The organism is Streptomyces sp. NPDC048565, from assembly GCF_040650935.1.
GTDB lineage: Bacteria > Actinomycetota > Actinomycetes > Streptomycetales > Streptomycetaceae > Streptomyces.
The window spans coordinates 148,840-170,033 of sequence record NZ_JBEZIH010000016.1 but is presented as its reverse complement, the minus strand read 5'-3'; the positions used below and the strand labels follow the sequence as shown (position 1 = coordinate 170,033).

At 69.5% G+C, this 21,194-nt stretch carries 16 protein-coding genes; 4 read left to right on the top strand and 12 right to left on the bottom strand.

Translation table 11 applies throughout. The features are described 5' to 3' along the window. Positions 1-5 precede the first annotated feature (5 nt). The 4 genes from AB0C75_RS20605 to AB0C75_RS20590 all read right to left on the bottom strand — a co-directional run bounded on the left by AB0C75_RS20605 (position 6) and on the right by AB0C75_RS20590 (position 4,634). The gene (locus AB0C75_RS20605) at positions 6-1,460 is read right to left on the bottom strand and encodes a class I adenylate-forming enzyme family protein (protein ID WP_362892789.1); all 1,455 of its coding nucleotides are present in this window, start codon (positions 1,458-1,460) and stop codon (positions 6-8) included. After that, a complete protein-coding gene (locus tag AB0C75_RS20600; protein WP_362892787.1) occupies positions 1,453-2,997 on the bottom strand; it encodes an NAD(P)-binding domain-containing protein in 1,545 nt (514 codons plus the stop codon). Before AB0C75_RS20600 ends, AB0C75_RS20605 begins: the two co-directional genes overlap by 8 nt. Before the next feature lie 67 nt (positions 2,998-3,064). Continuing rightward, positions 3,065-3,454, bottom strand: a complete 390-nt coding sequence (locus AB0C75_RS20595) for a VOC family protein (protein ID WP_362892785.1) — start codon at positions 3,452-3,454, stop codon at positions 3,065-3,067. Positions 3,455-3,509: 55 nt separating this feature from the next. After that, positions 3,510-4,634 (bottom strand): NAD(P)/FAD-dependent oxidoreductase, encoded by a 1,125-nt coding sequence (locus AB0C75_RS20590; protein ID WP_362892783.1) that lies wholly within the window; start codon positions 4,632-4,634, stop codon positions 3,510-3,512. Positions 4,635-4,820: 186 nt separating this feature from the next. On the opposite strand from AB0C75_RS20590, the gene AB0C75_RS20585 reads away from it, so the two are divergent. Further along, positions 4,821-7,046 carry a serine/threonine-protein kinase gene (locus AB0C75_RS20585; RefSeq protein ID WP_362892781.1) on the top strand — a complete coding sequence of 742 codons (2,226 nt, stop codon included), beginning with the start codon at positions 4,821-4,823 and terminating at the stop codon, positions 7,044-7,046. A gap of 45 nt (positions 7,047-7,091) precedes the next feature. Here AB0C75_RS20585 and AB0C75_RS20580 read toward each other — a convergent pair whose 3' ends face one another. From AB0C75_RS20580 to AB0C75_RS20560, 5 genes are read right to left on the bottom strand one after another with little or no spacing between them, the layout of a single operon-like run. After that, complete coding sequence (locus AB0C75_RS20580) at positions 7,092-7,532, bottom strand: hypothetical protein (RefSeq protein WP_362892779.1); 441 nt, start codon at positions 7,530-7,532, stop codon at positions 7,092-7,094. 18 nt (positions 7,533-7,550) lie between these two features. Beyond that, positions 7,551-8,627, bottom strand: a complete 1,077-nt coding sequence (locus AB0C75_RS20575; protein WP_362892777.1) for a hypothetical protein — start codon at positions 8,625-8,627, stop codon at positions 7,551-7,553. Beyond that, the gene (locus AB0C75_RS20570) at positions 8,624-10,636 is read right to left on the bottom strand and encodes a hypothetical protein (RefSeq protein ID WP_362892775.1); all 2,013 of its coding nucleotides are present in this window, start codon (positions 10,634-10,636) and stop codon (positions 8,624-8,626) included. Before AB0C75_RS20570 ends, AB0C75_RS20575 begins: the two co-directional genes overlap by 4 nt. After that, on the bottom strand, positions 10,633-11,388 hold the full coding sequence (locus tag AB0C75_RS20565; RefSeq protein WP_362892773.1) for a toll/interleukin-1 receptor domain-containing protein: 756 nt from the start codon (positions 11,386-11,388) through the stop codon (positions 10,633-10,635). The genes AB0C75_RS20570 and AB0C75_RS20565 overlap by 4 nt, the downstream gene beginning before the upstream one ends. A gap of 29 nt (positions 11,389-11,417) precedes the next feature. Further along, the gene (locus tag AB0C75_RS20560) at positions 11,418-12,710 is read right to left on the bottom strand and encodes a helix-turn-helix domain-containing protein (RefSeq protein WP_362892771.1); all 1,293 of its coding nucleotides are present in this window, start codon (positions 12,708-12,710) and stop codon (positions 11,418-11,420) included. Positions 12,711-13,031: 321 nt separating this feature from the next. On the opposite strand from AB0C75_RS20560, the gene AB0C75_RS20555 reads away from it, so the two are divergent. Further along, the gene (locus tag AB0C75_RS20555; RefSeq protein WP_362892769.1) at positions 13,032-15,953 is read left to right on the top strand and encodes a phosphatase PAP2 family protein; all 2,922 of its coding nucleotides are present in this window, start codon (positions 13,032-13,034) and stop codon (positions 15,951-15,953) included. 32 nt (positions 15,954-15,985) lie between these two features. Here the strand turns inward: AB0C75_RS20555 and AB0C75_RS20550 are convergent, their stop codons facing one another. Beyond that, positions 15,986-16,252, bottom strand: coding sequence for a hypothetical protein (locus tag AB0C75_RS20550; RefSeq protein ID WP_362892767.1), 267 nt, complete (start codon positions 16,250-16,252; stop codon positions 15,986-15,988). Positions 16,253-16,467: 215 nt separating this feature from the next. On the opposite strand from AB0C75_RS20550, the gene AB0C75_RS20545 reads away from it, so the two are divergent. Beyond that, entirely contained in the window at positions 16,468-18,429 is a 1,962-nt protein-coding gene (locus tag AB0C75_RS20545) for an acyl-CoA dehydrogenase family protein (protein WP_362892765.1), read from the top strand. Here AB0C75_RS20545 and AB0C75_RS20540 read toward each other — a convergent pair. Then, positions 18,329-19,648, bottom strand: a complete 1,320-nt coding sequence (locus AB0C75_RS20540) for an MFS transporter (RefSeq protein WP_362892763.1) — start codon at positions 19,646-19,648, stop codon at positions 18,329-18,331. The two genes, AB0C75_RS20545 and AB0C75_RS20540, sit on opposite strands and share 101 nt — an antisense overlap. Positions 19,649-19,807: 159 nt before the next feature. Here AB0C75_RS20540 and AB0C75_RS20535 point away from each other — a divergent pair, with 159 nt between their 5' ends. Next, entirely contained in the window at positions 19,808-20,311 is a 504-nt protein-coding gene (locus tag AB0C75_RS20535; protein WP_362892761.1) for a MarR family transcriptional regulator, read from the top strand. Positions 20,312-20,315: 4 nt separating this feature from the next. Here AB0C75_RS20535 and AB0C75_RS20530 read toward each other — a convergent pair whose 3' ends face one another. Beyond that, positions 20,316-20,951: a ScbR family autoregulator-binding transcription factor gene (locus tag AB0C75_RS20530; protein ID WP_362892759.1), complete on the bottom strand. Its 636-nt coding sequence runs from the start codon at positions 20,949-20,951 to the stop codon at positions 20,316-20,318. Between the last annotated feature and the right edge of the window lie 243 nt (positions 20,952-21,194).

Sequence of the window (21,194 nt, the reverse complement as noted above, 5' to 3'; positions counted from 1 at the left end):
AGACGTCAGGTGCCGGCTGCGAGGCGCCGTTTGTCGGGCTTGCCGGCCGGGGTGAGCGGCACCTCTCCGATGAGGGTGAGGCGGTTCGGGGCGCACGCCTCACCCAGGTCCGCGGTCACCAGTGCGCGCAGCTCACCCAGGTCCGGGACGTGGCCTGCCGCAGGTACGACGAAGGCGTGGACGGCCTCACCCGTACGGTCGTCGGGGACGGCGACGACGTACGCCTCGGCCACCGCCGGGTGACGGGCGAGCAGCCGCTCGACAGGCCCGGCGTAGTGCACCTGGGCGTTGATGATGACCACATCGCGGACGCGCCCGGTGAGCCACAGCCGGCCCGAGGCATCGAGCCGGCCGAGGTCGCGGGTGCGTACCCAGCCGTCGGTGAACACCTCGGCGGTGAGGGCGGGTTCCTGCCAGTAGCCGGAACTCTGAGCCGGGGTGCGGACGAAGACCTCACCGTCGGCTCCGCGCGGGACAGGCTGTCCTGAGGTGTCCCGGATCTCCAGCTCGACGGGCGGCACCCCGAGGGAGCCGGGCGGCTCCTCCGGCACGGCCATGGAGATCATGCCGGTCTCCGTCTGCCCGTAGCCGTGGAAGACGACCGGGCCGAGCACCTCGGCCGCCTCGCGCAGCCGTCCCGGCTCCAGCGGTGACCCGGACACCATGAGCGCGCGCAGACAGCCGAGGTCCACGGGCGACTCGCGCTGGCTCGCCACGAGTTTCGTGAGCCGGGCCACCGTGATGACGCTCGCGGTCGCCCGGTGCCGTACGAGGGCATCGGGAAAGGCCGGCGGGTCGGCGGTGACGAGGGTGCCGCCGGAGGCGAGTGCCAGCAGCCCGTACTCCATCATCACCTGGCTGGCCAGGGTGCCGAACACCAGGAAGCGGTCCAGGCGCCGGGCGAGCTCACGGATGGCGGGCGGCCGGGCGTCCGGCCGGAGCGCCCAGCCCGCGGTCAGTGCCGCGTAGGTCTGGGCGCACGCCTTGGGGAGGCCGGTGCTGCCGCTGGTGTGCAGGAGCCGTGCGACGTCCCCGGGGCGTGCGGAGACCCGCGGCCGGATGCCGTCGTCCGCTGCTGCCAGCAGATCGTCGAGTGCCAGGACGAGCCGGGTGTCACGCGGCGGGCCCTCGGGACGCTCGGGCCCGTCGGTGACCAGGACGTCGATATCTCTCAGTACATGCGACTGCTGACGTGATGTCAGCCCAGGCGGTACGCCGACGACGCGGGCTCCGACGACATGGGCGGCGATGATCGCGGCAAACGCTTCGGGGCTGACCCCCAGCAGCAGGGCGAGGCCGTCGCCGGGACCGATGCCGTGCCGCCGCAGGCCGTTCGTGACGCACCGCACCATGCGAAGGAGTTCCGCACCCGACACCTCCCGGCCGCCGTGTTCGAAGACCGGGCGGTCGCCCGCCACGTCGAGGATGTCGAGTACGGCACCGGGGAACTGCTCAGTCAAGGCACTCCTTCACGAACGCGGTGAGCGGCTGCCGGTGGATCGCCGCGAGGTTCCACTCGTTCTCGAGGTTCTCCGCCAGATGATGGGTGCCGGCGAGAGCACCGTCCCGGTAGTGGCGGACCACGGGATGGAGATACGTGGAGTCCATGGCATGGTCGACGTCGTTCTCGAGGACGCGCGGGACATCGACGTCGAACGGATCGGTCGTGTCGTGATCGGGTCCGTACTCCAGGTCGACGACGAACCGGTGTGCGGCGCTCCCGAGGCCACCGTCGGCGATGTAGTCGAGCGGCACCTCCTCCCGGTACTGGGCACGGCCGCCCTCCACCGCGACCACGTCGCCGAGGAACCCGAACTGCTGCCAGAGGCCCGACGAGCGGTTGACGCGGGCGATGACGGCGTCGGCGATCGCCTCCGGCGACGCGGAGAGCGTCCGGGCGGGCCAGGGGGTGTCCAGATGGCGGGCGCCCAGGATGCGGTGCAGGGCGCGCGTCCCGTAGCGGAAACCATGGATGAAGCCGTTGGTGGACTTCTTGAAGTCCCGTTGCTGCGTCACGGTGCCGGCGAAGTAGAGGTCCGGTACGTTCACGGACTCGAAGGCGGAGGTCTGCTCGGGGAAGCGGTCGTTGATGGCGAGCGCGGGGCGGCAGGTCTCGTCGAAGACCGACGCGTCGAAGCGGAAGCCGGTGCACGCGATGATCCGGTCGTAGTGCAGTTCGCGGAGGGGTTCCGTGGTCCGGGTGTAGCGGAGCATCACCCGGAAGCCGCCGTCCGCGGATTTCTCGATGCTCTCCACGACGCCGTCGAGAACCGAGTTCTGCGACTTGAGCTGGTAGCTGTCCAGGAAGTTGTTGTTGACCGCGCGAAGATGCCCGACGTAGTGGGTCTTCCAGGCGAGTTTGACCGAGTGGGGGCCTGCGACATGGATCACCGCGGCCTTCTCGATGAGGGAGTCGGCGGTCTCGAACGCGGAGTTGCCCTTACCGATGATCAGCACCCGCTGGTTGGTGAAGGACATGGGATCGGGGTCGAAGGTGTCGTACCGTTCGGCGAGTTCGATGCCGGGGACGGGCGGCTCGTTGAACCGGGACACGCCGGTCGCCACGACGAGCCGCCGGGCCTGCCAGCTGCGTCCACCGCGGTCGAGGGCGGTGAAGACACCGTCCGCGCGGGAGATCCGGACGGCATCCGTGTCGTACTCGACGCGGATGCCGGTACGGGCCGCGAAGTCGGTCAGATAGCGCACCCAGTCGTCGGCGTGCGGGAAGTAGCGCTCGCTGTACCGGGTGAAGAGCAGATCCGGGTCGTCGCTGAGCAGCGAGTTCCAGTCCATGCGCAGGTTGAGCTCCGGGTCCGTGAAACCCGTGTTCACCTTGTTGTTCGAGATCATCTGCCGATGGCGGGGATACCGGGTGAAGAAGGTCCCGGGTCCGCTTCCCCGCTCCAGGACGACATAGTCGCACCCGTCGCGTTCCAGCAGAGAGGCAAGTTGAAGTCCGGCCGGTCCGGCCCCGATGATGAGGTAGTCGTGCACCATGGGCCGGGATGCTAATGACGCCAGATCAGAAGGCTCTGAGATTGGGCTGCTCGGGGATCCCTGGTCTCTACGGTGCCAGGGTCCGCAGGACGCAGAACTCGTTGCCCTCGGGGTCCGCCATGACCACCCAGTTCCGGCCGGAGCCCTGACCCACCTGCGCCGTGGTGGCGCCGAGGCCGAGCAGCCTGGTCACCTCGTCCTCGGTGCTGCCGTCGATCGGGCTGACGTCGAGGTGAAGCCGGTTCTTGGCGGTCCTGCCCTCGGGCACCTGGATGAACTGCACGGTGGGCGGCATCTGGCGGGCCCGAACGTCCTCGACGGTCGGCACCCAGGAGCCGATCTCGACCTTGCCCTCGCTCCGGTCGATCACCTCGAAGTCCAGAACCCCGCACCAGAAGGCCGCGAGCCGCTCCGGATCGTGGCAGTCAACGGTCAACTCGGTGAACCTGCTTGTCATGACTCTCCTTGGTAGTGCCGCCGGGGCTCAGGGTATGCCGCCCGCTTCTCGGCCGTCAGGAAGGCTGGACGTCGTCGAAGAGGGCGATGGCCTCGGAGGGATCCGGACCCACGAGGCGTTCCAGACCGGCGATCGTGATCTTCGCCCACTTACCGGCCCGCGCCCACATCTGTTCCTCGAAGGCGCGGACGGCCTTGTCCAGGTCTTCGGGGCCGGATGCGGCGGCGATGGACTCGGCGAGTTCGGCGCCGTCCAGCATCGCGATGTTCGCGCCCGCTCCCAGCGGGGGCATCAGATGGGCGGCGTCGCCCAGAAGCGTCACGCCGCGGACGTGGGGCCAGGTGTGGGAGGCGGGAAGGGTGTAGAGGGGGCGGTGGGCGAACGCCGTGCCGTGGCGGAGGAGGTCCAGGACGGGAGCGGCCCAGCCGTCGAACAGGGCCAGCAGGCTTGATCGCTCGGCCTCGGCATCTGCCCGGCCCGATTCCGGAAGCTGGTCCAGCGGTGCGCGGAAGCGGGCGTACACCTTGACGTGGCCGCCGCTGTTGCGCTGGGCGACGAGCGCGCGGTTCACCCCGTACACGGCCACGGAACCGTCGCCGACCAGCCGGGCGAGGTCGGGGTACCGGGTGTCGACGTCGTCCAGGGAGGTCTCGACCACGGTGACGCCGGTGTACAGCGGCGTCACCGACGAGACCGCCGGGCGGACCCGCGACCAGGCACCGTCCGCGCCGATCACGAGATCGAACGTCTCCTGTCGCCCGTCCGCGAAACGGACAAGCACCCCGTCGTGGCTCCCCGGCACCACCTCCGTCACGGCCCGCCCCCACCGGACGTCCAGCTGCTCGAGCAGCAGGTCACGGAGCTGACCGCGGTCGATCTCGGGATTGGCCGACTCACCTTCACGAGGCTGCCAGTCGCGCAGGACGGTCCCGTCCACGTCCAGGATGCGCATGGCCTGCCCCTCGGGACGGGACAGCGTGTGGAACTCCGCCAGCACCCCGGCCTTCTGCAGCGCCAGCTGGCCGAGCCCCTCGTGCAGGTCCAGCGTGCCGCCCGGGGGACGGGCGTCGCGGGCGGAATCGCGTTCGAGGACGGTGACGGGGTGGCCATGACGGTGCAGGACGCGGGCGAGGACAAGGCCGGCGGGGCCGCCGCCGATCACAGCGATACGGGGTCTCATGCCGCTACAACGTACGGACCCCACTCATAGGGTTCCCGTCTCGTCACCGAATCGGGACGACGCTGCGAGCCGACGGAATGGTCACCCGCCTTGTTCTGCCGGACCGTCCAGCGGCTAGTTTGGGTCCAGGACAGATGAACGGGGCCCGTGGGGGCACAGGTGCACAGGGGCAGGAGGTCGGGAAGAGTGTCGCTGCGCGGAGGTGATCCCGCCGAGATCGGCGGCTATCCGCTCGAGGCGCGGCTCGGTTCGGGCGGCATGGGCACGGTCTTTCTGGCCCGTACGAGTTCGGGGCGGCCGGTCGCGATCAAGCTGATCCACCAGCAGTTCGCGGGGGACGACGAGTTCCGCACCCGCTTCCGGCAGGAGGTGGCGGCCGCGAGGCGGGTGAGCGGCGCGTTCACCGCCGCCGTGGTCGACGCCGCTCCCGAGGCCGAGCAGCCCTGGATGGCGACGACCTATATCGAGGGGCACACGCTCGCCCAGCACATCGCCGCGAAGGGCCCTCTGGACGGTGCGGAGCTGAGGAGGCTCGCCATCGGGCTGGCCGAGGCGCTGCGCGACATCCACCGGGTGGATGTCGTCCACCGTGACCTGAAGCCGTCGAACGTCGTGCTCTCGCCCGAGGGCCCGCGCGTCATCGACTTCGGCATCTCGCGCGCGGCGGACCAGCAGACGCTGACGATGACAGGGCGTGTGATCGGTACGCCGCCCTTCATGTCGCCGGAGCAGTTGCAGGCACCGCGTGGTGTGGGGCCGCGGTCCGATGTCTTCTCGCTGGGGACGCTGCTGGTGTACTCCGCGACCGGCCACGGGCCCTTCGACGCGGACAGCCCCTACATGACCGCGTACCAGGTGGTGCACGAGGAGCCGTCCCTGGAGGCTGTGCCGGAGGCCCTGCGCGCGGTCGTCGAGTCCTGCCTGGACAAGGAGCCCGAGAAACGCCCCTCGGCGGACGAGCTCCTCGTGCTGCTGCGGGACCTGCCGGCCGACCTCGGCGGGACCGCGGCGGGGGCCGGCGGAGGCCGCACCCGCGACGTGAGCACCCAGAACCACCTCATGACCCCGGCCGCACCGTCCCCGGCCACCGCCTCCGCAGGTCCCGACGGCAGGAGCACGGACGACACCACCGTCGGACGCCGTCTGCGCCGCAGGTGGCGTCCCGTGCTCGCGGCGGCGGTCGCCGTGGCGGCGATCGGGGGCGGAGTGGCCATGGTGACGGCCGACGGCTTCGGGAGCGGCGGCGGGACCAAGAGCGTCGCGGTGCCGGTCGCCGCGCTTCCGGACGGCTTCGCCTCCTGGCACAAGGCCGTGCTGGGCGGGCGCAAGGACATTCCCGACGAGCTGCGGTGCGTCGCGCGCAGCGACGCGCTGTTCTGCGGCGGTGGCGGGGTCGTCGCGACCCGGATCAGGGTCTCCGACGGCTCGCGGGTGTGGACGGCGAACAGCCCGGGTGTCCCCGTCCAGGGCAAGCACCTGGTGGGCGCCACCGACGACACGGTGATCGGCTACCGCTTCGCCGCGGAGGACGCCCCGCAGGACCCTCACAGCGAGGTGGTGGCCGTCGACGCGGACAGCGGCCGGGAGCTGTGGTCCGTGCCGTCCGGATCCCAGTCGACGGCCGTCACGGGCCGGGCCCAGGACGCCCTGGTGGTCGGCTCCGACGTCGTGACGGTGGACGCCTCCAACTCCCGCTTCGAGGCACGGGACGCGCACAGCGGTGAGGTCGGCTGGACGACGTCGTTCCCCGCGGACGCGCAGTGCGCCCCCGTCCCGCTGGGCACGGAGCTCATGGCGATGTGCGCGTCGGACGCGGAGGTGGACGACCTGGAGGTGCGCCACCCCACTCTGCACACGGTCGACCGCGCCTCGGGGGCACTGGGCAGGCCCATCGCGGTCGACGGCCCCGCCGTTCCGACGGGCGTCGCCGAGGGCAGTCTCGTACTCCTCCAGGAGCACAAGGAGGGCACGGAGCTGACCGGCTACGACGGGGTGGCGCGGGTCGATCCCGCCTCGCGTAAGGTCACGTACTCCCGGCTGGCCAAGACATATGAGGGGACGCCCGGCATGGCGGACGGCACCCTCTACATGAGCGGGCAGACCGGCCTCATGACGGCGCTCGACCCCGCGACCGGCCGGAAGAAGTGGTCGCGGCAGACGAGCGTGGAGGGCGCGTCCGGACCGGTGGCGGGATCGGGCGCACTGTATTTCAGCTCGGCGACCGGCCGGGTGGTCGCACTGTCGCCGCGCGACGGCAAGACCCTGTGGACAACGGATCCGCAGGCCGATGGCCTGACGGGCGAGCGTGGCGCAAGCCCGCGCGTGGTCCTTGCGGGCAGTGCGGTGATCGTAGCCGCGGACAAGAACACGCTCTTCGCCTTCGACGCGCAGACCCCTCCCAGGTCCGACTGACCGGACGGACACCACACGACCGCGAACCCGGCAGGGCTGCCGGATTCAGCTCTGACCGGGAGCTGAGCGATCCTGGGGGTGGAGGACGAGTCCCGCGATCCGGCCTGACTGGATCACGGGTCCGTGTTGCACTCCGCCGCTGATGTTGTTGTGCACAGCGGAGGAGTCCGGAGCGGAGGAGTTCACGAGTTGCTCCAGGGAGGCCAGCAGCTCGCGCAGGTCGTCACTGGTCACGGACCCGGTTTGCAGAAGGTGGTGCAGGACGTGCCACTGTGCGGTGATTTCGGGGGCGGTTCGCGCGTCGGCGCGCTCTTCGGCCACGAGGAGCCTGGTGCGTGTGTCATCCAGGTCGGCGATCGCGGTGGGAGTGGTGCGGGAGAAGAACCTCCCGAGAAGATCACGCGCTTGCGTCCATGAGTCGGTGACCATGAGGGAGACGAGGGTGCTGGCTCCCGACGCGGCGAGAGCGGCGAGTTCGGCGTCCATGGCGTGCCTCTCTTAAGGTCAGGTCCTGGGAAGTGGGCCGGTCTCGCCGTCGGAGTGGCCCGGCGGAGCCGTGTGATCCGCTGTGTACGTGGCCTGCTGATCGAATCGGCGCAGTACCGCGTCGGCTGTTTCATGCTGTTCCTGTGTTCGGATGATCTCGGCCAGTTGTTTGGCGAGCATGCCCCGTCGGGGGTCTCCTTCGGGGAATCCCATGGCATTCAGGGCGTCGGTGATGTGGTCGGCGGCCGTCGGCAATTGTTCGTAGGGGACGTCATGGCGTTCCGGGGAATCGTCCTGTTCGCCGCGTGGCCGAGGAATGAGGTCGCGCAGTAGTTCGGGGACGTCCGTGTTGTTCGCCGCGGAGGCGAGCTGGGCGAGAAGACCGAGGTCGGCCACGGTTTTCTCCACGTGGTCGTCGTTCTTGGCGAGCCACCAGACCACGGCACTGCCGGTATCCCGGAGGACGTCTTCCCCCAGATATTCACGCCTGCTCTGCTCGTACTTCCGCTGGTGCTCCCAGACCGCCTTGTCTTTGCGTACACCGGCGAGTTTGTCCAGGCGCTCCTGATCGTTCGGGTGGAGGGTGAGTGACACGTTCTCGGCCATCGTGCGGAGGTGGCCTGTGCTGTCCGGGAGCATGCGGCTGAGTGCGCCGCTCAGTTCGTGCTGGACGAGTGAGGCGCGGCCGGGCTCCCGCTGTTCGGTGATGGCGCGGGCGCGTTCGAGGACGGCTTCGACGGCGAGGCCGGCCGGGTTGAGCACGGGGGCGTGGTCGGAGGTGTCGAGGGCGTGCCAGCGGACGGTTGCGGAGATCAGGAAGTCGTAGTCGGCCCAGCGGCTGGGCAGGGCCACATGTCTGACGTGTTGTTCCTGACGTTCGATGGGGGCTGCCGTGAGCTGTTCCTCGAAGATGACCGGAACTTGGTCGTGGCGCCGTGCGGCAGCCCTGAAGGCTGCGGCGGGAATGACGACAAGGAGTGCCGCGAGGGCCGGCCATGCCCAGACGGGCCACTGTTGCGCCAGCCCGAGGATGGTCAGCAGCAGCCCTGACAGAACGGTGAGGAAGAGGGTGGTCGTCTTGCATCCGGTCGTCACGGTTCGGTCCCCCTGGCTGGTTCTGCCTGTGGCAGTTCGGTGGGTGGGCCCAGGCCCTGGGCCGCGCTGATCTTCTGGAGAAGCCGGTCGGTGGTTGCTGTGGCGTGTGCGGGTCCGCCGGGAGCGGTGCGTTCGGCATCGCGTGCGCTCGCGTACAGGGCGGCGAAGGTGGCGCCTCGTCGGTGATCGCACCGGGCGGCCGCTGCCACGAGGAGATCGAGCAGGATGTCACCGTGGTCGCCTGTGACGGACGCCGTGTGCAGCCACCGTTCCACGTACGGTTGCCATGTCCCTTGCGGCAGTTGACTCAGCACCGCGGACCAGCAGGTCACCAAGGAGTCCTGGACGCCGGCTTCCTCCACCGGAGTGCGCGAGTTGGCATAAGGGAAAGTCAGCGGGTACGGGTCGCCGACGCGCAGGAAGATGTAGAGGTCCGCCGGTGTGCGTCCGGGGCGTGCGAGCCGGTCGATCAACCGTCGGCGCAACCGGTGGCTGGTCCCGATCAAGGTGCACAGTGCGTCGCGGGCGGGACTGCTTCCGGTCTCACGCCGCGCCAGGTGGTGCAGCCTGAGCATGGCCTGGTCGGGGTGGCTGACCGCGATGACGTCAGCGCAGACACGGATGAGGACCTGGGTGAACTCAGCCCCGGGCAGCTTCTTGGCACACCACTGGTAGATCCGTTCGCGAAAGCTCCTTCCGTGAACGGGATCGTCCAGTCCGCAGGTGAGTGCCTGGACGGCGGCTGCCTCCAGCCTGGCGCGGCCGGCAGACGTGGAGCCCCAGGTCTCGGCGAGCGATGCCAGCCCCGCCCCGTGGCCGGTCCGCAGATACTGGCCGGCCAACTGCGCCACCAGTGCGTCGCGGAGTTCCCTCGTGAGGTGGGGGTCATGGAGGTCGACGCTGCGCGCGGTCCAGCTGCCCAGATGCTTGCGCAGGTCGGGCAGGTGGTCCCAGATGTGGGCACGGACCGCGGCGTCGTAGTCGAGTTCGGTGAATCGCACATGCCCGTCGGGTCCGGTTCCGGCGGAGATCTCCGCCAGCCGCTCGGCGAGGTCCTTGTGCTGAAGGAGTGGAAGGTTGTCAGGCGGCGACCCGGTGGTACGCAGCAGGAGTTGCGTGGCGCGGTGGATGACGTCGGCGTGGGCTCCGTGCAGCATGGCGACCGTGATCAGGAGAGCCCGCTGGGGGCTCTCCCGTAACCGGGCGACGAGCGCGGCGACGTCCTTACGTCGATCTGCTTGCGCCTTCCGGGCCGTCGCACACCACTGAGCGAATCCGTCACCCGGCGGAGCGGCCTCCCGCGCTCGTCGTACGAGGTCGGCGAAGTCGGCGACCTCGCGCATTGTCCTTCCTTCGCGCAGGAAGTCCTCAACGGTGGGGTCGGATTGGACATGGTGGAGGTACTGCTGGTGCGGCACCCCGTGTACACGCAGGTGGCGCTGTAGCGCATTGCGTTCTTTCGGGCGTTCGATCTCGACCCTGTAGTGCTGAAGGCCGGAGTCGAGGACGCCGTCGTGCGCCATGATGACTACGAGGTGTGCGTGCCGGTCGTGCACGACTTTGCGGAGAGTGGGAATGTCGGCCTGCGCGGCGGCCCAGCGCACGCTGTCGGCCGCCGACAGGTCAAGCAGCAGCCGGTCGCCGGACCCGACCAGGTCCGGGTGTGTGAGAGGAAGTTCGCCTTCCTCGCCAGGTAGGAGTTCGTGGAAAACGCCCGCGTCATGGTGGTATTCGCGCAGGAGCACTCGGGCCGCTGAGGTCCGCCCGCTCCCAGGAGTGCCGTCCAGAATGACGGTGCCGGTATCGGCGAGTCTGGAGCGCGCGTTCCCCATACCGACCGGTGGGACCAGCACCTGTCTCAGCCAGGCGAGCTGGTCATCGGCCACGCGCCGGAACGACGGTCTGTCCGATTCCCGAGGATCGGGGCCGGCATTGATGTAGATGTCGCCGCTGCCGGTGTGCATGGGCCCCCGGGCGTTGTCGACCCGGGTGCCGCTGTGTTCACTCACCGGTTGTGATCCCCGCGCCGGTCCGGTTCCTCGAACCGGTGCTGGATATCGCCGTTGTGGTCGCCCTCGAAGTACGTCATTCCGTTGCCGGAGAAGTGTCGGCCGCCCGACACATGGGAGGAGTTCTGGTAGATGTCACCCTGGCCCGTGTGCACCGGGCCATTGGTGCCCTTGATGACGTTGCTCCCGACGTCGCCTGTGAAGTCACGGCTCTGGACGGCCGTCCCGTTGACTTCTCCGATCGAGTTGTTCACGGAGCCGGGAACGAGCCGCGAGTCGGCGTCCCGGTCCAGGTCACGCAAACCCGGGACCATGTCGGCGACCACATCGCCGAGGCGCTTCAGGCTCGTTTCGGTGTCGTGCGTCCCGAAGGGGATGGACTGTAGGTCGGCGAGCCGGGCCAGTTCCGTCGGGAGGTCGGCCTTGTTCAGCCGGTCGGTCTTCCGGCCGTCCAGCACGGGGACGATCGGGATCTCACATGCGATCGCCTCTACGATCTCCTTGCGCACCCAGTCCTCCGGATTGTGGAGCCGGGCCTGGAAATTGGTCCAGTCCGGCCCGATGACAGCCAGAAGCACAGTGCTGTCGCGCAGACCGGTCAGCAGGGCCTGAGGATATGCCTCACCGGGGAGGACCGATTTCGAGGCGCGGAAGATTCGATCGCGGCCGAAGCGACGTGAGAGCTCCTGGTCGATCAGCGCGGCGGTCTTCTCGCCGTCCCCGGTTCGGTAATTGATGAACACGTCCGCCATGGTGATGATGCCTCTCTCTTCAAGTCTCTTCAGGAAATGGGAAGGTGCGACAACGTGCCGAGCCGAGGCGCCAGTTGACGAACGGAAGGGTGATCCGGATAGCGGGCCAGGACGCGGGCGAGGCGTCGGAGGTCGATCACCACGGTCGCCGACCGCACCGCAGCCACCCCGTCGAGCAGCGGACCCGTCAACGCACAGGCCTGGTCGATCTGACCACTGGCCGCATACGCGAGTGCCCGGCGCACCCCGTACCGCACTCGCGTCCGCACCGCATCGTCGGACACCAGAGCAAGCTGCCGGTCGAGCTCTTCCGCTGCCTCTCGCGGTCGCCCGAGATCGACCAGACACCAGCCCGTGACCATGCCCACGGAATCCGGAACGTGCATACTGCCGATCACCAGCGTTCCAGGGCTGTCGTCCTGACGGGCAAAGAACCCACGCGCACGATTCAGTGCCCGCAGGCACGCATCGCGATCCCCTGCAAGTGCGTGACCCTGCGCTTCACGCTGCGCCGCCAGACCACGAATCCGCGGCGGCAGTGCCCCGTTCTGCGCTCTCCGTGCCAGGGCAACCGTCTGCTCGGCGTCGTCCTGGTACAGCGTGACCAAAGCCCTGCGGACGAACGCGTAGCCGCCCAGATCCCGGTCGCCGCTGGCTGCCGCAAGGTCCACAGCCCTCTGTGTCCACCACAGTGCTGCCTGGTCGTCACCCGACTCCTGCACCAGCCAGCCGACGTACTCGGCGTACCGGGAGCCGAGCGCCAGCAACTCCTGGCGGGTACCGCTGTCGGCATGCGTGGACAGTTCCCGCAGTGTGTGCGTCTGCGCAATCAGCACAGGCAGCAGGAACCCCGGCTCAACGCTCTGACCGAGCCGCCGGTAGTGCGTGAACAGAGCACTCGAAGCCTCCAGCATCCCGGCCCCCGCCGCAGGGCCGACCGGGCCCTGTCCGCCCATCTGTAACCTCAGTAACGAGGCCGCGCCGGCGCTCACGGCCTGCCGCCGCCCCACGGGCTGAAACCAACTCGGGCCGTCCGGTGACAGTTGCATCGTCCACCTCTCCTCATCGATTTCACCCGCCCCTGGCCCGACCGGTTCCGCGGTCATGCCGGCCGTGCCCTGAGCGATCAGTGCTCCATCAGCCCTGAGCGCGGCGTCACACAGCCGCATGAGGTCACGGCTCGGCGCCTTGAGACCTCGCTCGACCTTGCTCAGCTGTGCCTTGCTGTAGTGCACGGACATGGACAGTGCTGTGAGGCTGAGTCCCGCCTCCAGGCGACGCCGCCTCAGTTCCTCACCGAACGCGGTGGACAGAAGGGGCACGAGATCCTCCCTAACCGTCCATCCAGGCGAAGGCCCGCAAGAAAGACTGCTGCAGGGCCTGCCGGATGGACAAGGTGATCGAACTGTTTCCCGTTTCCTTCTCTTCAGCGGGGCTCGCTAGTCCATGGAGGAGTCACGAACGCTGCGCCGAGACGTCCAGGGCTGACAGGTTGAGGGATCAGCTAGTGGTCCCGATCCGGCCAACTGCCGTGGAGAAAAGCGGGGTGTGGGTTCTGGGCATTGACAGGGCGCCCCATGAGACCCAGGCTCGCCCATGCTGACAACGTTGTCCAGGACTTGGGGTGAGGCGTGCGCCTGCTGATGAGACGTGGGAGAGGCAGAGGGGCGGGGCTGGTCGTCGCCATGCTCCTGGCCGGTTCGATCGGGGCCGGCGCAGGGCCCGCATCGGCCGATACCGACGGGGCGGTGGCCGAGGCGCCGCGGAGCGGGGGGTACTGGGCGACGTCCTACGAGCCCGGTACGCCCAGGCCCGCCGGTTTTCCGGCCAAGGGGGCCGCCCGCAACACCCGGGGCGAGACCGCGCGGGTCACCACCACCGTGGACGAGGTGCGCTCCGGGCACCCGAACGACACGAGCGCGACCGAAGGCGTCGGGAGCCTCGCCGACCAGGACTCCGGGACCAAGTGGTACGCGCGGGACAGTGGCCGGCCCACCGAGGACGCGCCCGTCCACGTGATCTACAGCCTGCCCGACCCGGCGGCCGTCACCGGCTACTCGCTCACCTCCGCGAACGACGCCGCTCCCCGCGACCCCGCCACGTGGACCGTGCTCGGGAGTGACCGCAACGCGGCCGCCGAAGACGCCGACGACCCCTCGTGGAAGGTGCTGAACCAGCAGAAGGAGCAGCGCTTCGACGCCCGCGGGCAGAGCAATTTCTACGCGATCGGCACGGCGCGCCCCTATCGCCACTACCAACTCCGCATCACCGACAACTGCGCCGACCGCTGTGAGGGCCCGGCCGGTGATCACGAGAAGCTCCAGCTCGCGGACTGGACCCTGCGCAGCTCGGCCGGCTCGTCGGCCTCCGCGCTCGGGGTTTCCGTGGAGAACGCCGACTCCGCGGGCGCGGCGGACGGCTCGGCCGCGCTGCGCTACGCGGGCCGGGTCCTCGGCTCAGGCCCGGCCTCCTCGACGGTCGTTCTGCGCTCCGGACTCGATGTTCCGCTGGGGCGCACATCGAAGCTGAGCTACGCGCTCCGCCCGGAGAACGCCGCATCGGCCCATGTCTCGATCGAGGTCGTCCACAGCGACCCGGACGGCCGTCACCCCGCAACGTACGAGGTGGACAGCAGGACTACGCCCGTGCCGGGGGAGTGGGGCACCGTCGAGGCCGATCTCGGTACGCTCGCCGGCAGGCGCGTCAGCGAGATCCGGCTGCGGTACGAGGACGGCCACGCCGAGTCCGGCGCGGCGCTCACCGGCTGGATCGACGACCTCGCTCTGGGCAAGGCAGTCGTCGACGACTCGACGACCTGGAGCTACCTCGACACCCCGGACGTCGACCCGGCGCGCGGCGAGGGCGACCGCACGGCCTGGACCAGGACCGGCTTCGACGCGGGAGACGTTCCCTGGAAGCAGGCCACGGGGCCGTTCGGCGTGAAGAACGACGGTGTCGACCTCGGGTCCGGTTTCCCCGTCCACACCGAGCTGAACCTGCGCAAGGACTCGGGCGACGACATCGAGGCCTACTTCTTCCGGACCTCCTTCACGGTGGACCGCGCCCAACTCGCTTCGCTCACCGGCCTGGTCGGCACGGTCGTCTTCGACGACACCGTCACCGTCTATCTCAACGGCAGCCGCATCGCCGGCCACGCCGACGGGGAGATCGAGAAGAACCTCCAGTACCAGACCCCGGACGGCGTCACCGGAAGCGGTGATCCGGAGAAGGCCCGCTTCGTCGCGCCCGTCTCCGCGGTGCGCGAGGGCGTCAACACCCTCGCGGTCGAGGTGCACCAGAGCGACTCCGGCAGCTCGGACGCCTACTTCGGGCTCGGTTCGCTGGCGCAGGCCACCGACTCCCTGCCCTTCACCGACCAGCAGCTGAGCACCTCCTACGCCTCCGACGACCGGCCCACCGCACCGGACGGCGGGGACTACGTCACCTGGCTGCTCCGCTCGTTCGACACGGCGCGCGACACACCGTCCCTCATGGGGCCCAACGAGGAGCTGGAGGAGGGCACGACGTACGAGGATCTGACCGCGATCAACGACCGGACGGTCGTCGACATCAACAACGCCCCCTCCGGCCCCGGGGACAGCCGGGTGCACAAGGCACTGGTGGACGGCGCGAACAGCCCGTACGTGACCATGGCGGACGGGCTCGGGAGCGCGCTCGGACCGCTCTACAGCCAGGCCATGAAGAACGGCGAACTACCCAGGACCGAGGCACTGCTGTCCGCCCGGATCGAGAAGACTCCGGAGTCCTCCGCCGACTGGTACCAGCTCGCGAAGAACGCGTACAGCTACAAGCGGCCCTTCGTCCGTATGGGGTTCACCGGCGACCAGGGGCTCATCGAGCAGTGGGACAGCCCCGGTGGTTACGACGGTCTGGCGGGTGATGGTTCCTTCCCCAGCGGTCACACCAGCCACGGCTACGCCCAGGGCGTCACTCTCGCCACGCTGCTGCCCGAGCTGGCACCGCAGATCCTCGCCCGCGCCTCCGAGTACGGCGACAACCGGATCGTGCTGGCCTTCCACTATCCGACCGACATCATGGGCGGGCGTGTCGTCGGCGCCAAGACCGCCCAACTGCGCTGGTCCGATCCGGAGTTCCGGACACTCCTGGGGCAGGCCCGGGACGAGCTGGAGAGCGTCCTCACACAGAAGTGCCGTGAATCCGGAGCGGGTGGCACGCTGACGCGGTGTGCCGGCAGTGGGACGCCGTACCTTCCCACCGCCGAGGCGCTCAAGGTCTATCAGCAGCGGATGACCTACGGTTACCCGCACATCGGTGACGACAGCCTGCCGCCCGCCGTGCCGGACGGGGCCGAGGACCTGCTGCGCACGGCACACCCCAAGCTCACCGACTCCCAGCGGCGCACCGTCCTCGCCGCCACCCAGATCCCCTCCGGGTCCGCCCTGGACGAGCAGGGTGACGGGGGGAGCTGGCAGCGGATCGATCTGGCGGCAGCGATGGCCGCGAAGGTCGCCGTGCACCGCGACGGGACACTCACCGTCGGCGGAGTGAGGGTGAGCGCGGAGGGGGTCCCGATCGACGGGTGACCCCGCCACCTGCCCACCACCGGCCCCGGCGATCAGTGGTTCGAGCGGACAGTGCGCCCGCTCGAACCACTGCCGTCCGCCGTCCCGCACGGCGCCCCGTCCGCCAGGACGACGCAGGCGCTCAGATGCCAGGTCCGCTCCTCCTCCGAGGACAGTTCCAGGTCCACCTTCCGCCCGGAGAGCCCGTCGTCCAGCGGCACCCTGAGCCAGGTGAACTCCCGGCCGTCGAGCTGCTCGCCGGCCGCGCTTGCGAGAGCGGCCGCCGTGAGGACGCTGCGGCGGCGTATTCCCGAGCTCATGGGTCTCACGTCCGTCGGTGTGCCCGACGGTGGACGAACAGTGCATGTGCGGGGTGAGGCCGAGTGCCGTGGTAACGGTCACACGCGCTTCGGCGAGTGTCTACACAGGCAACCAGGAAAGACCATGCAGGCTTTGAGACGCGATCAAAAAGCAGCAGGATGCTGCCACCCGGTCGGCCGCTTTTGATCGTCCAGGGGCGGGGTAGCGGAGGGGCATGGCCACTGACGACACACCCACCGCTGCGAGCGGTTACACGCAGCCCGACATCGACGTCCGGGCGCTGACCGAGGTGCTCGACGGCGAGTACGCGGAGATCCGCGACCTCGTCCGGACGAACCTCGTGACGTATGCGTCCGTTCTCGATGAGGCCGAGGAGCTCGGCTTCGACGCGTTTCGCGAGCGGGTGCGTGAGCTCGTGGTCGAGATGGCCGCGACGGGCCAGACGGGCATGGGCTTCCCGAGCCGTTACGGCGGGGGCGGCGACATCGGAGCCTCCATCGCCGCGTTCGAGACGCTCGCCTTCGGTGACCTGTCCGTACTGGTGAAGGTCGGCGTGCAGTTCGGACTCTTCGGCGGTGCGATCCTGCATCTGGGCACCGAACGCCACCATGACGCCTATCTGCCCGACCTGATCACCGGGCAGCTCATGGGCTGCTTCGCGATGACCGAGACCGGGCACGGCTCCAACGTCCAGGCGCTCGGCACCCGCGCGGTGTACGACGTCGACCGCCAGGAGTTCGTCATCAGCACGGATGGCGACCAGGCCCGCAAGGACTACATCGGCAACGCCGCCCGCCACGCCGAGCTGGCCGTCGTCTTCGCCCAGCTGGAGGTGGGAGGGAAGTCCGAGGGGGTGCACGCCTTCGTCGTGCCGGTCAGGATCGGCGGCGAAGTGGCGCCCGGCGTGCGGATCGAGGACGACGGCCGCAAGATGGGCCTCAACGGCGTGGACAACGGCCGCATCCGGTTCGACGGCGTCCGGGTGCCACGCGAGGCACTGCTCAACCGGTTCGCCGACGTCACCGCCGAAGGCGTCTACGAGAGTCCGATCGAGAACCCCGACCGCCGCTTCTTCACCATGCTCGGCACACTGGTGCAGGGCCGGGTCAGCGTCGGCGGCGCCGGGGTCGGCGCAGCCAAGGTCGCCCTCGTGATCGCCACGAAGTACGCCGTACGACGTCGGCAGTTCGAAGCGGCCCCGGACGCGGGGGAGCAGTTGCTCCTCGACTACGGTCTGCACCAGCGCCGACTGCTGCCGCTCATCGCGCGTACGTACGCACTGCACTTCGCGCAGGACGTCGTGCGCACCCAGCTGCACGAGGTCTTCTCCGGCGCCGAGGACGACCCGCAGGGGCGGCGCCGGCTGGAGTCACGGGCCGCCGGCACCAAGGCGCTCGGCACCTGGCACGCCACCCGGGTCGTTCAGGAGTGCCGCGAGGCGTGCGGCGGCGCCGGGTATCTCTCCGTCAACCGGTTCGCCGCCCTCAAGGGCGACAGCGACATCTTCACCACCTTCGAGGGCGACAACCACGTCCTGCTGCAGCTCGTGGCCAAGGGCCTGCTCACCCACCACGCCAGCGAGTTCGAGGACCTGGACCAGCTCGGCATGGTCCGCTACGTCACCAACCTCGCCGTCGAGACGGTCATCGAGAAGACGTCGGCCCACAAGCTGCTGGAGCGGGTACGCGACCTGCTGCCCGGCGGTGACGCGTGGGACCAGGAAGCCGGTCTGCTCGACTCGGAGTACCAACTCGCCATGCTCCGCTACCGCGAGGAGCACATGCTCGCGGGCGTGGCCCGTCGGCTCAAGCGTGGGATCGACCAGAAGCGCGATCCCGGCGCCGTCTTCTCGCAGGTGCAGGACCACGTCATCGCGGTCGCCCACGCACACGTCGAGCGGCTGGTGCTGGAGGCGTTCGTCGACGCGGTGCGTGCGCTGCCGGAGAGCGGCAACAAGGTCGCGCTCGGCCTGCTGTGCGATCTGTTCGCACTGTCGACGATCGAGGCCGACCGTGCCTGGTTCATGGAGCACGGCCGGCTGACCGTCCAGCGTTCCAAGGCGATCAGCCGTGAGGTCAACGACCTCTGCCGCAAGGTGCGTCCACTCGCGGTCGATCTGGTCGACGCCTGGGGTGTCCCGCCCGAGATGCTGCGTGCACCGGATCTGCTGGGCTGACCCGTCCGTGCCGGACGGCCGCCCGACGCGCGAGCGCGAGCAGCCCGATGCAGGCCGTCAGCAGGCCGGCGAGCGTGAGCGCCACGCCGGCCACACTGCCGATCGCCAGGGGGAGTTGGGCGCCGGCGCCGGAGCCCAGGTTCAGCAGGAAGCCGTAGGCGGCGATCGCGGTGGTGCGGGCGGGTCCGGCGGTCGTGCTGATCGCCTGGACGACGGCAGGGCCCGCCGTCGAGACGGCCAGGACGAAGACGAACAGGGCGGCCCCGAGTGCCACGGTGCCGCCTCCGGCGAGCGCCGCGCCGACCAGCCCGGCCCCCGCGAGGCCGAGCGAGGCGGCGGCCCGCCGCAGCGCGGGGACGCGGCCGAGCACGGGCGCGGCGAGAACGGCAAGCACCATCGCGGGCAGCGCACTGGCCCGCAGCCCCAGCATCGCGCCGGGGTCGCCGACCAGATCGGCCGGTCCGTACAGTTGTACGACCGTGTAGATCGCGGTGATGCTGCCGAGCAGGGGCAGGGAGATGACGAGGAGCGGGAGCAGCCGCGCCGAGCGCAGGACGCGCACGCCACCGCCCGGGCCCGCGCCGCCCTGTCCGGGGATCTTCACCGTGCCGGGCAGCAGGACCCGCCGGATCGCCAGGGCCCCGAAGGCGAGCAGCGGCGCCGACAGGAGGAAGACCGCCCGCCAGCCGAGCGCGGAGCCCAGCACCTGGCCCTCGATCTGGCTGAGCACCGCACTGGCGCCACCGGCCGCGTTGACGGTGGTCAGTGCCAGCGGTAGTCGCCGCTCAGGCACCCGCTCCGAGAGATAGGCGTACGACATCGGCACGAACGACCCGGCCGTGACGCCCTGGAGAGCTCGTGCCGCCGATGCCCAGGTGAGGCCGGTGGCGAGCGGCACGAGCGCGGTCGCCACGGCCATGGCGGCGACGGTGCCGGCCAGGACGGTACGGCGGCAGTAGCGGTCGGAGAGCGGGCCGCCCGCAAGGGAGCCGCACGCGTAGGCGACGGCGAAGACCGTCGTCGCCCAGGACGCCGACGCCTGGGACACGCCCCAGGCGCTGCTGAGCTGCGGCATGAGCGGAATGGTGATGAACGCCTGACCGACGACGAGGACCGCGACGACGGACACCACGGCGACGGTGATTCCGAATCGGGCCTGTGTGGGTGGCGCCTCCTCGCCCGAAGGCCAAGGGCCGGCCACCTGGTTCTCCCGAGTCATGGTGCTTCACCTCTCGACATGCAACTGACCTGCGTCCGGGCGCATTTGACGGGAGCGGATGCGGCAGAGGCTGCCGCGCTAAGCTCCCTCCTCATACGAACACCACAGGTATCTGAGCGTCAAGTCTCTGACTGTTCAGATAATGACTGAGGAGAGACCATGTCCGACGCAGTGGACGCCATCCGTGACCTCTGGCGCGCCGAGCGCCCCGACCTCGACACCTGGCCGGCGGGCATCGTGGGCAGGGTGCAGCGGCTGAGCCGCACCCTGGAGCGGGAGTTGCGGCAGTTCGACACCCGACACGGCCTGGAGTCGGGCGAGTTCGACGTCCTGACCACACTGCGTAGGTCGGGCCCGCCCTACCGGATGACCGCCGGCGCCTTTCTGAAGGCCTCGATGATCACCTCGGGCGCGGTCACCCGGCGTATCGACCGCATGGAGGCCAGGGGACTTGTGGAGCGTGTGCGCCCGCAGGGCGGCGACCGGCGTTCGGTGCAGATCCAGCTCACGGAGAAGGGGAAGCGGGAGGCGGACGCGCTCTTCCCGCAGCATCTGGAGAACGAGATCCGGATGCTGTCGGCCCTCAGTCAGGAGGAGTCCGACGAGCTCGCCCGCCTGCTGCGCAAGCTCCTGGAGTCGCACGGTGACACGTCGCTGACGTGACCCGTCAGTGCCGCGCGGGGATCCGCGCCCGCGCGCGGGCGAGCAGGCCGGCCGGGTCCGGCTTCGCCTGCAGGGGCTTGAGGACCAGCAGCCACCACTGGTCGAGCTCCTCCCTCCAGTCCCGCCCGCCCGGCAGGTCGTCGGTGAGGGTGCAGAGCCCGAAGAACGCGCATACGAGCGTCACCGCCACGGCCGAAGGCTTCACGCCTGCCGCGAGTTCACCTCGCGTGCGTGCCTGGGCGAGGAGTCGGGTCACGGCCAGGTTCCAGGCGTCGAACGGAGTGGGCACGACCGCCTCGATGCCGCGGCGCTCCGCCCACAGCCGTGCGCCCGCGCGTGCCACGACGTCCTCGCTGAGGGAACGTGCGACACGGAAGCTCAGGGCCACCAGCTGCTCCAGCGGGGGGATTCCGGGCGCGGTGTAGGAGGTGGCGAGCTGCGGCCAGGTGGCGAACTGTTCCCGGGCCACGGCCAGTGCCAGCTTCTCCTTGCTCGAGTAATGGAAATAGATCGCCCCGCTGGTCTTTCCCGAGTGATCGCTTATGTCATTGACACTCGTTCCCGCATAACCTCGTTCGACAAATAGATGTGCTGCTGATTCCAGCAAAGCCTTGCGGGTTGCGCGGGCCCTGTCCTGCACTTCAGTTCCACCTTCGCTCAAACGTGCTATCGCCACGGCGTGGAGATCCGGTCCCTCCCTGCGGGAGGTGCGGTCGCATCGCGCGAAGATCCTATTATTCGTCAGCTGTGCATGTGTAGCGGATGTTTCACGCGATCTGTCGCCCGGCGGAGGGGAAACGTTTCCCCTGAGTCCGGTGGTTGCACCCCGGAGGCGTCCCTGTGAACCGGAAGTGCCGCCCTACCAGGTGTGTTGTCCGCGTGC

Bases quoted from the DNA above. Each gene is read 5' to 3' on its own strand.
- AB0C75_RS20600 (WP_362892787.1), bottom strand. From the start codon at position 2,997: ATGGTGCACGACTACCTCATCATCGGGGCCGGACCGGCCGGACTTCAA.
- AB0C75_RS20595 (WP_362892785.1), bottom strand. From the start codon at position 3,454: ATGACAAGCAGGTTCACCGAGTTGACCGTTGACTGCCACGATCCGGAG.
- AB0C75_RS20590 (WP_362892783.1), bottom strand. From the start codon at position 4,634: ATGAGACCCCGTATCGCTGTGATCGGCGGCGGCCCCGCCGGCCTTGTC.
- AB0C75_RS20580 (WP_362892779.1), bottom strand. From the start codon at position 7,532: ATGGACGCCGAACTCGCCGCTCTCGCCGCGTCGGGAGCCAGCACCCTC.
- AB0C75_RS20565 (WP_362892773.1), bottom strand. From the start codon at position 11,388: ATGGCGGACGTGTTCATCAATTACCGAACCGGGGACGGCGAGAAGACC.
- AB0C75_RS20555 (WP_362892769.1), top strand. From the start codon at position 13,032: ATGAGACGTGGGAGAGGCAGAGGGGCGGGGCTGGTCGTCGCCATGCTC.
- AB0C75_RS20550 (WP_362892767.1), bottom strand. From the start codon at position 16,252: ATGAGCTCGGGAATACGCCGCCGCAGCGTCCTCACGGCGGCCGCTCTC.
- AB0C75_RS20545 (WP_362892765.1), top strand. From the start codon at position 16,468: ATGGCCACTGACGACACACCCACCGCTGCGAGCGGTTACACGCAGCCC.
- AB0C75_RS20540 (WP_362892763.1), bottom strand. From the start codon at position 19,648: ATGACTCGGGAGAACCAGGTGGCCGGCCCTTGGCCTTCGGGCGAGGAG.
- AB0C75_RS20535 (WP_362892761.1), top strand. From the start codon at position 19,808: ATGTCCGACGCAGTGGACGCCATCCGTGACCTCTGGCGCGCCGAGCGC.